Origin of the sequence: Pseudomonas sp. CFBP13509, assembly GCF_005233485.1 — a bacterium.
GTDB classification, from domain to species: Bacteria; Pseudomonadota; Gammaproteobacteria; order Pseudomonadales; family Pseudomonadaceae; genus Aquipseudomonas; species Aquipseudomonas marginalis.
This window is the reverse complement of record NZ_QGAA01000028.1, coordinates 59,091-73,066: the sequence shown is the minus strand read 5'-3', so window position 1 is coordinate 73,066 and position 13,976 is coordinate 59,091. Positions and strand designations below refer to the sequence as shown.

13 protein-coding genes are annotated in these 13,976 nt (G+C 63.0%); 8 read left to right on the top strand and 5 right to left on the bottom strand.

Translation table 11 applies throughout. The features are described 5' to 3' along the window. The first annotated feature begins 139 nt into the window (after positions 1-139). Positions 140-355 (top strand): TOBE domain-containing protein, encoded by a 216-nt coding sequence (locus tag PspCFBP13509_RS29360; RefSeq protein ID WP_003173733.1) that lies wholly within the window; start codon positions 140-142, stop codon positions 353-355. Positions 356-402: 47 nt separating this feature from the next. Here the strand turns inward: PspCFBP13509_RS29360 and PspCFBP13509_RS29355 are convergent, their stop codons facing one another. Together PspCFBP13509_RS29355 and PspCFBP13509_RS29350 are read right to left on the bottom strand one after the other, a co-directional pair. Then, positions 403-1,548, bottom strand: a complete 1,146-nt coding sequence (locus PspCFBP13509_RS29355; protein WP_065927770.1) for a MalY/PatB family protein — start codon at positions 1,546-1,548, stop codon at positions 403-405. A 78-nt stretch (positions 1,549-1,626) separates the two neighbouring features. Further along, complete coding sequence (locus PspCFBP13509_RS29350) at positions 1,627-2,478, bottom strand: LysR substrate-binding domain-containing protein (RefSeq protein ID WP_370671275.1); 852 nt, start codon at positions 2,476-2,478, stop codon at positions 1,627-1,629. A gap of 243 nt (positions 2,479-2,721) precedes the next feature. Here PspCFBP13509_RS29350 and PspCFBP13509_RS29345 point away from each other — a divergent pair, with 243 nt between their 5' ends. From PspCFBP13509_RS29345 to ggt, 7 genes are all read left to right on the top strand, one after another. Further along, on the top strand, positions 2,722-3,543 hold the full coding sequence (locus PspCFBP13509_RS29345) for a transporter substrate-binding domain-containing protein (RefSeq protein WP_137213062.1): 822 nt from the start codon (positions 2,722-2,724) through the stop codon (positions 3,541-3,543). 13 nt (positions 3,544-3,556) lie between these two features. Beyond that, positions 3,557-4,291 carry an amino acid ABC transporter permease gene (locus PspCFBP13509_RS29340; protein ID WP_065948724.1) on the top strand — a complete coding sequence of 245 codons (735 nt, stop codon included), beginning with the start codon at positions 3,557-3,559 and terminating at the stop codon, positions 4,289-4,291. Further along, entirely contained in the window at positions 4,281-4,964 is a 684-nt protein-coding gene (locus PspCFBP13509_RS29335; protein WP_065927768.1) for an amino acid ABC transporter permease, read from the top strand. Before PspCFBP13509_RS29340 ends, PspCFBP13509_RS29335 begins: the two co-directional genes overlap by 11 nt. After that, positions 4,951-5,775 (top strand): amino acid ABC transporter ATP-binding protein, encoded by an 825-nt coding sequence (locus PspCFBP13509_RS29330; RefSeq protein ID WP_137213061.1) that lies wholly within the window; start codon positions 4,951-4,953, stop codon positions 5,773-5,775. Before PspCFBP13509_RS29335 ends, PspCFBP13509_RS29330 begins: the two co-directional genes overlap by 14 nt. 16 nt (positions 5,776-5,791) lie before the next feature. Next, positions 5,792-6,388 (top strand): cysteine dioxygenase family protein, encoded by a 597-nt coding sequence (locus tag PspCFBP13509_RS29325; protein WP_137213060.1) that lies wholly within the window; start codon positions 5,792-5,794, stop codon positions 6,386-6,388. A 39-nt stretch (positions 6,389-6,427) separates the two neighbouring features. Beyond that, on the top strand, positions 6,428-9,130 hold the full coding sequence (gene metC, locus PspCFBP13509_RS29320) for a cystathionine beta-lyase (protein ID WP_137213059.1): 2,703 nt from the start codon (positions 6,428-6,430) through the stop codon (positions 9,128-9,130). A 92-nt stretch (positions 9,131-9,222) separates the two neighbouring features. Then, positions 9,223-10,947: a gamma-glutamyltransferase gene (gene ggt, locus PspCFBP13509_RS29315; protein WP_065927764.1), complete on the top strand. Its 1,725-nt coding sequence runs from the start codon at positions 9,223-9,225 to the stop codon at positions 10,945-10,947. Between the two features lie 142 nt (positions 10,948-11,089). Here the strand turns inward: ggt and PspCFBP13509_RS29310 are convergent, their stop codons facing one another. The 3 genes from PspCFBP13509_RS29310 to PspCFBP13509_RS29300 all read right to left on the bottom strand — a co-directional run bounded on the left by PspCFBP13509_RS29310 (position 11,090) and on the right by PspCFBP13509_RS29300 (position 13,918). Then, complete coding sequence (locus tag PspCFBP13509_RS29310) at positions 11,090-11,608, bottom strand: AAA family ATPase (protein ID WP_065927763.1); 519 nt, start codon at positions 11,606-11,608, stop codon at positions 11,090-11,092. After that, complete coding sequence (pnuC, locus tag PspCFBP13509_RS29305) at positions 11,605-12,168, bottom strand: nicotinamide riboside transporter PnuC (RefSeq protein WP_065927762.1); 564 nt, start codon at positions 12,166-12,168, stop codon at positions 11,605-11,607. Before pnuC ends, PspCFBP13509_RS29310 begins: the two co-directional genes overlap by 4 nt. A 115-nt stretch (positions 12,169-12,283) precedes the next feature. Beyond that, entirely contained in the window at positions 12,284-13,918 is a 1,635-nt protein-coding gene (locus PspCFBP13509_RS29300) for a methyl-accepting chemotaxis protein (protein WP_137213058.1), read from the bottom strand. Positions 13,919-13,976: the final 58 nt, after the last annotated feature.

Sequence of the window (13,976 nt, the reverse complement as noted above, 5' to 3'; positions counted from 1 at the left end):
TTGGTAAGGCAACAGTGTTCATATGCGTTTATAGAATAAATAAATAGTTATATATTCCTTTTAATATTCTACGTGATAGCGCACTTTGAGGGCCTGCGCATTCGTGCGGATTGACCCAACAGCCAAAAGGAAAGCCGACATGACTATTAAAGCGATCAACGTGCGCAACCAGTTCAAGGGCGTGATCAAGGAAATCCTGCTGGGGGAGGTGGTGTCCGAAATCGACGTGCAAACCGCGTCCGGCATCGTCACCTCGGTGATCACCACCCGCTCGGTGCGTGACCTGGAATTGAAGGTAGGCAGCGAAGTGATTGCCTTCGTGAAGTCCACCGAAGTGTCCATCGCCAAGCTGTGAAGCCCACCGGATGTGGGAGCGCTGCTCCCACATTCATAAAGTCTGCCTCAGCGCTGCTGCAGCGCACGCTCCATACGTTGCAGACCCTCTTCCAGCAAAGCCCGTGGGCAGCCGAAGTTCAGGCGCACGAACTGCTGGCTGTCGTCACCGAATTCGATCCCCGCACTCAGCCCGACCTTGGCCTGCTCCAGGAAGAACTGCTGTGGGTCGTCCAGGCCCAGGGCGCTGCAGTCCAGCCAGGCGAGGAAGGTGCCTTGCGGCGCATGCATCACCACGCCGGGCAAGCGGGTTTGCACGGCGTCGAGCAGGTAATCGCGGTTGGCTTGCAGGTAGTGCTTCAGCGCGTCGAGCCATTCACCGCACTGGCTGTAGGCGGCGCGGGTGGCTTCCAGGCCCAGGGGGCTGACGCTGTCGACCATGCCGCAGCGGGCCTGGTTGAAGCGCTCGCGGATCCCGGCGTTCTGGATCACCGCAAAGCAGGTCTTCAGGCCGGCCACGTTGTAGGCCTTGCTCGCCGACATCAGCGTGATGGTGCGCTGGGCAATCTCAGGGCTAAGGCTGGCGGTGGGGATGTGGCGGCGGCCGTCGAAGCACAGTTCGGCGTGGATTTCGTCGCTGATGATCAGCGCGCCGTTTTCCAGGCAGGCAGTGGCCAGGGCCAGCAGTTCTTCGCGGGGGAAGACCTTGCCGATGGGGTTGTGCGGGTTGCTCAGCAGCAGTGCGCCGGCGCCGGTCAGGGCCTTGCGCAGGGCGGGCATGGGGGTGATGTATTCGGCGTTGTTCAACTCGAACGGTACTTCGATGCGCGGCAGGTTCCAGTGGCCGGGCGCCAGGCGAATCGGCCGGTAGTTGGGGGTTTGCAGCACCACCGGCTGGCCCGGTTGGACGAAGGCGTGCAGCGCCATATTGAAGCCAGGCTCAACGCCAGGCAGGAACAGCAGGTCGTCGGGCTGCACGCGCCAGGCGTACTTGGCCCACAGGTCGGCCACGATGGCCTCGCGTACATCCGGGCCGGCCACGCTGTAGCCGAGAATCCGCTGGTCGAGGCGCGCGTGCAGGGCTTGCAGCACGGCGGGCGGCGCGGCGATGTCCATGTCGGCGATCCACATCGGCAACACATCGGCCGGGTAGCGATTCCATTTGGTGCTGCCAGTGCCGAGGCGGGGGTGGATCGTATCGAAATCAAAGCTCATGAAGGGGCTCGTGTCAGGGAGGGCAGGCGGGAATGGCGATGATTCTAACGGGATAAAATCCAGATGCCAGCCCCGTCTTTACAGGCCCTGGCTGCCCCGAATCAAGTCATACGCCTTGCGCGCAATGGGGTTCGCCGTATTCGGCCGAATCCACAGGTAATACGTGACCTCCGGCAACCTCGGCAACCCATCCGTTTCGCCCAGCACGCGCATGTCCGGGCCGAGCATTTCCATGCTGCGCGGCGTCACGCCCAGGCCCGCGCGAGTGGCCGCTTTAATCCCGATCAGGTTCGACGCCAGGTACGCCTGGCGCCAGGGAATGTTCGCCCGTTCCAGCGCCTCCAGCGCGTAGCGCCGGTAGATGCTCGGCTCATCCACCAGGATCAGCGGCAGCGGCTCGCTCGGCTGGTGGATGTACTGCGCCGAACAGATCCACCACACCGGCGACGTACGCAGCGCAAAGCCTTCCAGGTTCGGGTCGGCGCGGGTGGAGATCACCATGTCCACCTTGCCCCGGTGCAGGTCGTCCATCAGGAACGGACTGCGGCCCACGTCGATCTCCAGGCGCAGGCGCGGCGCCGAGCGGGCGATATGGCTGAGGATCGGCGGCAGGATGGTGTCGGCAATATCGTGGGGCGAGCCGATGCGCAGCACACCGCTCAGGCTGCTCTCGCGCAGGGAATTCAATGCATCGTCATTCAGCGCGAGCATCTGCCGCGCATGACGCAGCAGTTGCAGGCCGGGCTCGGTCAGTTGTTTTTGCCGGCCGCGCTTCTCGAACAGGCTGACCCCCACTTGCTGCTCCAGGCGCTGCATATGCTGGGTCACGGACGACTGGGTGCGCGCCAGGTGCGTGCCGGCTTCGGCGAAACTGTGGTGGTCGACCACGGCGATAAAGGTGCGCAGGAGTTCAAGGTCGAGGGTCGACATGGCCATTTCCAGGGGCGGTTTTATATCAAGGACGTGAAGTTAAACATTACAGATATTTATGCTTTTCTGAAGATTATTTTTTCGTGGTCCAATAAATAAAGGGTTATGCCAAAAACGAAGGCGGGGCAGATACGGCAAGTTATAACGATATGAGATATTTGCATTTCCGTTGCCCGCGCACTCTCCCTAGCATGCCCCTCCATCAGGTCGGGGTACGCCGATCATTCGCCAGGGGGAAGTCCAATGATGTTCAAGAAATGGTTGCCGGTGGCCCTGGGGTCGATGATCGCCCTGGGCGGCAGTGTGGCGGCGCAGGCCGATGCGACCCTGGACAAGATCGAGCAGCGCCATGTGCTGGTGGTGGGCGTGTTGTTGTCCGGCGGGCCGTTTGGCAGCATCGATCCGGCGACGCAACAGCCCAAGGGCTTGAACGTCGACCTGGCCAATGAGCTGGGCCGTCAACTCAAGGCCGAGGTGCAGCTGGTGCCGGTATTGCCAGCCAATCGCGTGCAGTTCCTGCAACAGGGCAAGGTCGACCTGCTCATCGCCAATATGGAATGGACCGCCGAACGCGGTGAAATCCTCGGCTTCGTGCCGACGCCGTTCTACCGCGTCGGCGGTGCGGCTGCGGTGCTCAAAGACAGCCAGTTCTCCCGCTGGGAAGACCTCAAGGACCAACCCGTGTGCACCTCCCAGGGCAGCAGCTACGTCAAGCCGCTGACCGAGTTCGGCGCGCAGCTCAAGGCGTTCAAGAGCTCGTCCGAATCGCTGCTGGCCCTGCGGGGCAACAACTGCGTCGCGGCGGTGCACGACTCTACCCTGATCAACCCATTGATCAACGACAGTGCCGAATGGAAGGACTACCGCGTCCTTGGTCCGGAGCTCAACCCGGCACCGTCGGTGATCTGGACCCGTCGTGGCGAAGGCGACACCCAGGCCAGGCTCGATCCGATCGTCAAGGAACTACACCGCAGCGGCTGGCTGATCGAGGCCCAGACCCGCAACCGCATCAGTCCGGCATCACCGGCCCTGGTGGAGTTGCAGAAACAGTTCAAGGGTGCTTGAGCCGGCAATGGAGATGAGTCATCTGCTTGAGCTTTTCGTCGATTGGGCCGCGCGTATCGGCCTGAACTACACCTTCCTGCTCGACGCCTATCAGCGCGGCAGCCTGGTCCAGGGCGCGCTGACCACCGGCCTGCTGTGCCTGTTCACGATCCTCGGCAGTCTGCTGGCGGGGATCACGCTGGCGGCGATGCTGACTTCAGGCAACCCGTGGCTGGCCAAGCCGGCGCGGGTGTTTGTGGAAGTCACGCGCAACACGCCGACGCTGGTGCAGCTGTATTGCGCGTTCCTGGTGTTGAACATGCTGTTGACCCAGGCGGTCGGCGCGGCCAACCCGCTGACGCCGTTCGCCTGGGTGGTGATCGTGATCTCGCTGCACAAGGGCGCGTTTCATGCCGAGGCCTTGCGTGCCGGCATCGAAGCGGTGCCTGTCGTCACGCTGGAGGCCGCCAGCTCCCTGGCCTTCAGCCGCCGCCAGTTGCTGTGGAATGTGCAGTTGCCCCTGGCGCTGCGCTTTGCCTTGCCGTCGTTGATCAACAACCTGATTGACCTGGTGAAGATGACCGCCGTGGCCTCCGCGATTGCGGTGGGCGACATCACCTACGCGGCGATCATGATCTGGACCCAGAGTGACAACGTACTGGAGCTGATGCTCCTGATCCTGAGCTTTTTCGGCCTGCTGAGTTTTATCGTCAATTGTGTGGGGCGCTGGCTTGAAGCGCGCCTGAGGATGCCCGGCTATGGCCATTGATTCATTTCCCGTGCTGTCGGCGTTGTGGCAGTGGTCGCCGGCGCTGGTCGCAGGCTTTGGCCAGAATATTCTGATCAGCCTTCTGGCGATCGGCATGGGTTCGGTGCTGGGCCTGGTGATCGGTGCGTTGGCGTTGTCGCCCCTGGGCTTCGTTGCGCGACTGTGGGTGCAGGTGTTTCGCAATGCGCCGTGGCTGGTGCTGATCTATTTCACCACCTATGTGTTCCCGTTCGAGATTCGTATCGGCAGCAGCTACGTGTCGTTCCCCGATTGGGTCAAGGTCACTATCGGCCTGGCGTTACCGGCCAGCGCCAACGTGGCGGAAATCTTCCGTGGCGCCATCGGTTCGATCCCCAGCACCCAATGGGAAGCCGCGCGGTCCCTGGCATTCACCCGTGGCCAACTGTTTCGCTCGATCATCCTGCCGCAGTGCTTCAAGCGCATGTTGCCGCCGTGGATGAACCTCTACGCGGTAGTCACCATGGGCACCGCGCTGGCCTCGCTGGTGGGTGTGCATGATGTGATCGACACCGCGCAGATCGCCAGCAACACCGTGAACATGACCGGCTTTACCGTGGTGATCTACCTGAGCCTGCTGGTGCTGTTCTTTGCCTATTGCTACCCGATTTCCCGCCTGACCCAACACCTGGAGCGCCGTTATGCCTTCTACTGAACCCCTGGTGAGCCTGCGGGATGTGCACTTGTCGTTCGGCGCCAACCCGGTGCTCAAGGGCATCGACCTCGACGTGCTGCGTGGCCAGGCCGTGTCGATTATCGGCCCGTCCGGCTCGGGCAAGTCCACGATCCTGCGCTGCATCACCGGGCTGTTGCAGCCCCAGCGCGGCAGCATTCGCGTGGACCAGACCCAGGTCGACAGCCTGGTCCAGGAAGCCCAGCGCATCGAACTGCGCAAGCGCGTCGGCTTTGTGTTCCAGCAATACAACCTGTTCCCGCACTTGTCGGTGCTGGAAAACCTGGTGATCGCCCCGCGCAAGGTGCTCGGTCGCAGCCGTGCCGATGCGGAAAAAGACGCGCGGGCGCTGCTGGCCAAGGTGCGCATGGAGCACAAGGCCGATGCGTACCCCGGCCAGTTGTCCGGCGGCCAGCAGCAGCGCGTGGCGATTGCCCGCGCCCTGGCGATGCGCCCGGAGCTGATCCTGTTTGACGAAGTGACCTCGGCGCTCGACCCGGAAACCGTCGGCGAAGTGCTGACGGTGATTCGCGAATTGACCGAAGAGGGCATGACCTGCGTGCTGGTCACCCATGAAATGCGCTTCGCCGAAGAGATCAGCGACGTCGTGTACTTCACCGAAAACGGCGTGATTGTCGAGCATGGCAGCGCCACGCAGATCTTCCAGAACCCTGGCAACGAACGCACCCGGACGTTCCTGCGTCATGCCTTGGGCGATTCGGGACGCCGTGGCCCCATCCACCATGACCCGTACCTGTTGACCCATTTGAGCCGTTACAGCCTGTCAGTCTGATAAGAGGAAAACCGTGATGAGCAACGCAAACCGTGCCGCCGTGATCGAGGCGTTTTTGCAGCAGATCCGCGTCATCAACCAGCGCGGCGTAGACCGCGCAGCCCTGGTGGACATCGTCGGCCTGCTGGAACAATTGGCCGAGCGCCGCGACCTGTTCAACTTCGAAGAATTCCCCGCGCCTGTGCCAGGGCAGGGCAGCACCGCATTCCGCTATCGCCTCAACGACGACGGCTATACGCCGACCCTGTACCTCAACTCGCTGTTGCCGGGCAAAAGCACGCTCCCGCACAACCATGAGACCTGGGCGATCATCAGCGCGGTGGAAGGCCAGGAGATCAACTACGTCTATGCACGCAATGACGAAGGCCACGAGCCGGGCTTCACCACCCTGAGCCTGGAGAAGGAAGTGATTGTGCAGCCGGGCACGTCGATCTCGTTCCTCGGTGAAGACCTGCATGGCATCAAGGTTGAAGGTGAGCAGGCCACGTTGCATTTCCACCTGTATGGCTTGCCGCTGGAATCCCTGAACGGCCGCTACGGTGTGGACGCGGACGGCCGCATCCTCAACTACAACGCTTCGCAGATGGCGCCGTCGATCAAGGCCTATGCCTGACGCGTTGCCGTCACTTTTCTCTTAATTGTTGGGACTTCCATGAGCCAGACCATCACCCCACGTCAACTGCAGCAATGGCTGTTCGATGGGCAGGAAATCGCCGTGTTCGACGTGCGCGAACACGGGCAATACGGCGAAGCCCACCTGTTCCATGGGGTGAACCTGCCCTATAGCCGCCTGGAGCTGGAGGTACGCCGCCTGGCGCCCAACCCGCAGGTGAGGCTGGTGATCTATGACCAGGATGGCGGCGAGGTGGCGGCGCTGGTTGCCGCGCGTTTGCAGGCGCTGGGCTACCGCCGCGCGCATGTGCTGGAGGGCGGTGCCGAGGGTTGGCAGGCGGCGGGGTTGCAGCTGTTTGCCGGTGTGCATGTGCCGTCCAAGGCCTTTGGCGAATTGGTCGAAGAGGCCAGCCATACGCCTCACGTCACCGCCCGGCAACTGGCCGATTGGCAAGCCAGTGGCGAGCCGCTGGTGGTGCTGGACGGGCGACCGTTCGAGGAGTACCGCAAGATGACCATCCCCGGTTCCATCTGCTGCCCCAACGGTGAGCTGGGCTACCGCGTACAGGATCTGGTGCCGGATGAACGCACGCCCATCGTTATCAACTGTGCAGGACGCACCCGCAGCATTATCGGCGCCCAGACGCTGATCAACCTGGGCCTTAAAAACCCTGTCTATGCCTTGGAAAACGGTACCCAGGGCTGGTACCTGGAAGATTTCCAGCTGGAACATGGCAGTACTCGGCGCTATGCCGATCAGGTCAAAGGCGACCTCGCCTCGCAGCGTCTGGCGGCACGGCAGTTGGCGGGGCGGGCAGGGGTGGTCGAGGTGTCAGCGGATCAAGTCCGGCTGTGGGCCGAGGACGCGCAACGCAGCCTGTTCCTGTGTGATGTGCGCACTGCTGAGGAATTTGCCCTCGGCTCGTTGCCAGGCGCGCAACATACGCCGGGCGGGCAGTTGATCCAGGCCACCGACCTGTATATCGGCGTGCGCCAGGCGCGCATCGTGCTGGTGGACAGCGATGGCGTGCGTGCGCCGATTGTCGCCAGTTGGCTGCGTCAACTCGGGCACCAAGCCTATGTGCTCAGCGGTGGTATCGACAGCAGTCTGGCGCTGCCGGTGTTGCCGACGGTGGCGTATGAGCCGTTGCCGCTGATCAGCGCCCAGGCCCTGGCGCTGGAATTGAGCGATGTGAACCTGATCGACCTGCGCCCGAGCATGGCCTACCGCAAGGGCCATATTGCCGGGTCCCGCTGGTCGATTCGTGCGCGGCTCAAGACCGACCATCGTCCCTTGGTGCTGGTGGCGGATGACCCGGCATTGGCGGCCTTTGCTGCCGAAGGCCTGTCGGCCCGGTTGCTCGACGGTGGCTTCGCTGCCTGGGCCTCGGCCGGCCTGCCGGTCAACCAGGATCCGCAGACACCGCCCGACGCCGAGTGCATCGACTTCCTGTTTTTCACCCACGACCGTCACAACGGCAACAAGGACGCCGCGCGCCAGTACCTGGCCTGGGAAATCGGCCTGCTCGCGCAAATGAGCGAAGCGGAAATCGCCAGCCTTCAGCCGTTGGCACCTGTGTCGCGGGTGCGCACGCGCTTGATCCATGCCGCGCGTACCGAAAAAGGTCATGGCGGCCGCGCAGTCAATGTGCCGATTACGCGCCTGAGCACCGTGCTGTTCGACAACCTGGCGCAGATGCGCGACGCCCGTGCCCGCCGCGACAGCGAGCGGGTGCTGACCTACGGCGCGCGTGGCAACCCGACCTCCCATGCGCTGGAAGACCTGGTCACCGAGCTGGAGGGCGGCTTTCGCACGCGGCTCTACGGCACGGGCCTGGCGGCGGCGGCCCAGGTGTTCCTGGCCTACCTGCGCCCCGGCGATCATGTGCTGATCACCGACGCGGTGTATTCCCCGGTGCGCAAGCTGGCACGTGAATTCCTCCAGCCGTTCGGCATCGAGGTCAGCTACTTCGCACCCGATGGCAAGGGGCTGGAAGCGCAACTGCAAGCCAACACCCGGCTGGTCTACGCCGAAGTGCCGGGCTCACTGTTGTATGAGCTGTGCGATCTGCCGGCGATTGCCGCGTTGTGCAAGCCACGCGACATCCTGCTCGCCGTCGACAACACCTGGGGCTCGGGCTACCTGTACCGGCCACTGGCGTTGGGCGCGGATATTTCGATCATGGCCCTGACCAAATACCTCGGCGGCCACAGCGACGTGATGATGGGCAGCGTGTGCACCACACCAGCGGCCTGGCCTGCGCTGGGCAGGATGAGCGACACCTTCGGCAACGCGGTGAGTGCCGACGACGCCTACCTGATCCTGCGCGGCGCCCGCACCCTGGCATCACGCCTGGATGTGCACGAACGCCAGGCCGTGGACATCGCCCTGTGGTTGCAGGCGCAACCGCAGGTCAAGCGCGTGTTCCATCCGGCCTTGCCCGGGCATCCTGGGCATGGGTTGTGGCGCCGGGACTTCACCGGCAGCAATGGGTTGTTGTCGTTTGAACTGATGAATGCAGACGCCGCTTACGTCGAGCGGTTTATCGACGGCTTGCAGCTGTTCGGCCTGGGCGCTTCGTGGGGCGGCTATGAAAGCCTGGTCACCGTGGCCGACACCGGCGACCGCGACAGTGCGGCCGACCGTGGGCTGAACCCGGTGGTGCGCCTGCATATCGGTCTGGAAGATATGGCGGCGTTGATTGAGGATCTGCAACGCGGCTTTGTACGTGCCGTTCTGTGACCGACAGGTTCTGTAATAAAAACGCCATTGCGCTGGGGATTAAATTCGGGACGGGCTATTTTGGTGCATCTCAATAACTAGAGTAGCCATGGATGAAATACCAACCCTTCAGCCGCACACTGATTGCCACCGCCTTGGTGTTGACGGTCAGCGGCGTACAAGCCGCGTCCCAGGCCCCGGTGGCCGGTGAAAATGGCATGGTGGTGACCGCCCAGCATTTGGCCACGCATGTCGGCGTGGATGTACTCAAGGCCGGCGGTAACGCGGTGGATGCCGCCGTGGCGGTCGGCTATGCGCTGGCGGTGGTGTACCCGGCGGCGGGTAACCTGGGCGGCGGCGGGTTCATGACCGTGCAACTGGCGGATGGGCGCAAGACCTTCCTCGACTTCCGCGAAAAGGCCCCGTTGGCGGCCACCGCCGATATGTACCTGGACAAGGCCGGCAATGTCGTTGAAGGCCTGAGTGCCAAGGGTCACCTGGCCGTCGGCGTGCCCGGCACCGTCTCCGGCATGGAGCTGGCCCTGAGCAAGTACGGCACCCTCAAGCGCGCCCAGGTGATTGCCCCGGCGATCAAGCTGGCGGAAAACGGTTTTGCCCTGGAGCAGGGTGATATCGATCTGCTGCACACCGCCACCGGCGAGTTCGAAAAAGACAAGGATATGCGCGGGATTTTCCTGCACAACGGCCAGCCGATGCAGGTCGGCCAGAAGCTGGTGCAGAAAGACCTGGCGAAAACCCTGAAGGAAATCTCCGCCAAGGGCAGCGACGGTTTCTATAAAGGGTGGGTCGCCAAGGCCCTGGTGGATTCCAGCCAGGCCGGCAAGGGCATCATCACCCAGGCCGACTTGGACAAGTACAAGACCCGCGAACTGGCGCCCATCGAGTGTGACTACCGTGGCTACCACGTGGTCTCGGCACCGCCGCCAAGCTCGGGCGGTGTGGTGATCTGCCAGATCATGAACATCCTCGAAGGCTACCCGATGGCCGACCTGGGCTATCACTCGGCCCAGGGTCTGCACTACCAGATCGAAGCCATGCGCCACGCCTACGTGGACCGTAACAGCTACCTGGGCGATCCGGATTTCGTGAAGAACCCGATCGAGCATCTGCTGGACAAGAACTACGCGGCCAAGCTGCGTGACGCCATCGAGCCGCAGAAGGCCGGGGATTCCCAGGCGATCAAACCCGGTGTGTCGCCCCATGAAGGCAACAACACCACCCACTATTCCATCGTCGACAAGTGGGGCAACGCGGTCTCGGTGACCTACACCCTCAACGACTGGTTCGGTGCGGGCGTGATGGCGAGCAAGACCGGGGTGATCCTCAACGATGAAATGGACGACTTCACCGTCAAGGTCGGGGTGCCGAACATGTACGGCCTGGTCCAGGGTGAAGCCAACGCCATCGCACCGGGCAAGGCGCCGCTGTCGTCGATGAGCCCGACCATCGTGACCAAGGACGGCAAGGCCGTGATGGTGGTGGGTACACCGGGCGGCAGCCGCATCATTACCGCGACCCTGCTGACCATCCTGAATGTCATCGACTACAAGATGAACATCCAGGAAGCCGTGGACGCGCCGCGTTTCCACCAGCAATGGATGCCGGAAACCACCAACCTGGAGACCTTCGCGATCAGCCCGGACACCCAGAAGATTCTGGAAAGCTGGGGCCACAAGTTTGCCGGGCCGCAGGATGCGAACCACTTGGCGGCAATCCTGGTGGGGGCACCGTCCCTGGAGGGTAAGCCGGTGGGTAACAACCGCTTCTATGGGGCGAATGACCCGCGTCGTAACACCGGCCTGTCGCTGGGCTACTAACCACCCCGGTGTTGTAGTGAGCGGGCTTGCCCCGCGCTGGGTGGCGAAGCCGCCCCAATAAAAAACACCGCAGCCTGCCAGACAGGTCGCGGTGTTTGGTTTTAGGGCGGCTTCGCCACCCAGCGCGGGGCAAGCCCGCTCACTACAACAGCTGTTCTACCGCAGCAAAGGCGGCGGTGCGGCGCTCCTCCCAACTCCCCCTGATGACCACCACCGCCTGTCGATGCGCCTGCATCCACGCCAGGCTGTCCTGGAAAAACGCCTGGCGGTCGGCCAGTTCCGGTTGGCAGCGTTGACCGTCGGCGGTCCATTCCACATCATCCGGCGACAGCAGCAGGTGCAGGTCGTAATGCCGCGCCAGCAGTTCATCGTCGAGCCACGCCGGGTAGTCGCCGAACAAGGTCTGGCTCCAGAGTTTGTTGGTCAGCAGGTGCGTGTCGAGGACCAGCAGGCGCGGCTGCCGGGCGCGGGCGGCATCTTCCCAGGCCAGTTGGCCGTGGGCGATGGCCGGAATATCCGCCAGGCTGGTGTCGCGCTGGTGGCGGTCCATGAAATCGCGCACGTATTCACGCACCATCAGCCCGCCGAAATGCGCGTGCAACTCGGCGGCCAGCCAGCTTTTACCGCTGGATTCGGGGCCGGCCAGTACCACCACCTTCATGGTTGCAACGCCGGGTCGGCGCGCCATTCACGCCAGCCTTGCACGGCGATCACGGTGAACAGGGCGTAGAGCGCAGCGGTGAGGTACAAGCCCTTGTAGAGGAACAGCCCGACAAAAATCACGTCCACGGCGATCCACAGCGGCCAGCATTGCACGCGTTTCTGCGCCATCCACATTTGCGCCACCAGGCTGAAACCGGTGAGGGCAGCATCCAGCCAGGGTTGCGCGGCGTCGGTCCAGTGCGCCATCGCAGCGCCCAGCAGCAGGCTGCCGACCGCGCCGATGGCCATGCTGATCATGATTGCCGGCCAACCCAGGCGGGTGACCTGGCGCCCTTGCTTGACCTCGCCGGCGCGGGTCCACTGCCACCAGCCGTAGACTTGCAGGGCGGCGTAGACCACTTGCAGCAGCATGTCGGAATAGAGCTTCACGTCATAGAACACCCAGGTGTACAGCAACACCATCACCAGGCCGATGGGCCAGCACCAGGGGTTTTGCTTGACCGTCAGCCAGACAGCGATCACCCCCAGGGCGGCGGCGAACAGTTCAAGCCCGGACATGGCGGTTCCTTGGGAGAGTGGGAGAGGGCGGGGATTGTAACCAGAGGTGAGCGATCTTCAAAACATCGGAGGGCAAATGTGGGAGGGGCTTGCCCCTCCCACATCTGGAGCGGCGTCAGATCTTGAATTGGCGCAGCAGGCCGTCGAGTTGTTCGCTCAGCCCGCGTAAATGCACGCTGGCCACGTTGGACTGCTCGGCCGCCATTGCGGTGCTGTGGGACAGGCTTGCAGCCTGGGTGACGTTCTGGTTGATGTCTTCCACCACATGGGCCTGTTGCAGGGTGGCGCTGGCAATCGAGGCATTCAAACCGTTGAGGTTGTGCAGCGCCTGGCCGATGGCGGTGAGGCTGGCACCGGCCTGGCCGGCTTGTTCGATGGTCAGTTGCGAGGCGCTGTGGCTGTCGCTGATCACCTTGACCGCGGCTTCCGAGTGACCTTGCAGGCGCTCGATCATCGCCTGGATCTCGGCGGTGGATTTTTGCGTGCGCTGGGCCAGCAGGCGGACTTCATCGGCCACTACGGCAAAACCACGGCCTTGTTCCCCGGCGCGTGCGGCTTCAATGGCGGCGTTGAGGGCCAGCAGGTTGGTCTGGTCGGCGATGGAGCGGATCACTTCCAACACACCACCGATCTGCGTGCTTTCGCTGGACAAGGTGCGGATCACTTCCACGGCCTGGCTGATGGTGGTGGAGAGCTGGTCGATCTGCTGCAGGCTGCTGTCGATATTGACCTGGCCTTGCTGCGCCTGGGCCTGGGCATCGCGCATTTCGCTGGCGGCGTGTTCGGCGTTCTTGGCCACGTCCTGCACGCCGTAGGTGACTTCATTGATGGCGGTGGCCACCAGTTCCATCTGCTGGGACTGTTGCTGGCTGCGGTCATGGGCTTGGGTCGCGTTGTTGCCCAGTTCCGTGGAGGACTGGCCCAGGGCGTTGGCGCACACCTGCAACTGGCTGACGACCTGGCGCAGCTTGGCCGTGAAGGTGTTGAAGTGCTGGGACAGTTGGGTGACTTCGTCGCGGCCGTGGGTATCGAGGCTGCGGGTCAGGTCGCTTTCGCCGCTGGCGATGTTGCCCATGGCGTTCACCGCATCCTGCAGGGGGCGCACGATGCTGCGGGCAATCAGCGAGACCAGCAGGGCCATCACCAATGCGATGCCGAGGACGATAAACGAGGCCTTCCACACTTGGCTGTTGAACTCGGCCTGCACATCGTCCACGTAAACGCCGGAGCCGATGATCCAGCCCCACGGCTCGAACAACTGGATATACGAGGTTTTCGCCACTGGCGCCTCCGCACCCGGTTTCGGCCAGCGGTAGTTGATGATGCCGGCACCCTTGGCCTTGGCCAGGATCACGAACTCGTTGAACACGGCAAACCCGTCGGGATCGCGGATGGCCGAGAGGTTCTGGCCGTCCAGCTTGGGGTTGGCCGGGTGCATGATCATCACGGGGGTGAGGTCATTGATCCAGAAGTAGTCGTCGTGGTCATAGCGCAAGCCGCGCACCGCGCTCAGGGCTTGTTTTTGCGCGGCTTCGCGGGTCATCACCCCGGTGGTTTCGAGGCTGTGATAAAACGTCAGGATCCCGCTGGCGGTCTGGACCACGTGCTGGGTCTGCTGGCGCTTGGCCTGGTACAGGTCGTCGTGAATCTGCTTGAGCATCAGCAAACCCAGGGCCATCAGCATCAGCACGGCGACGATCAGGATCATCCAGAGGCGTCGGCTGATCGACATATTGCGCAAACTGTTCATCGTCCTGTCACTCCGGGCTTTTTATAATTGTGGGCGTCGCATCGACTTTTACGCCTCG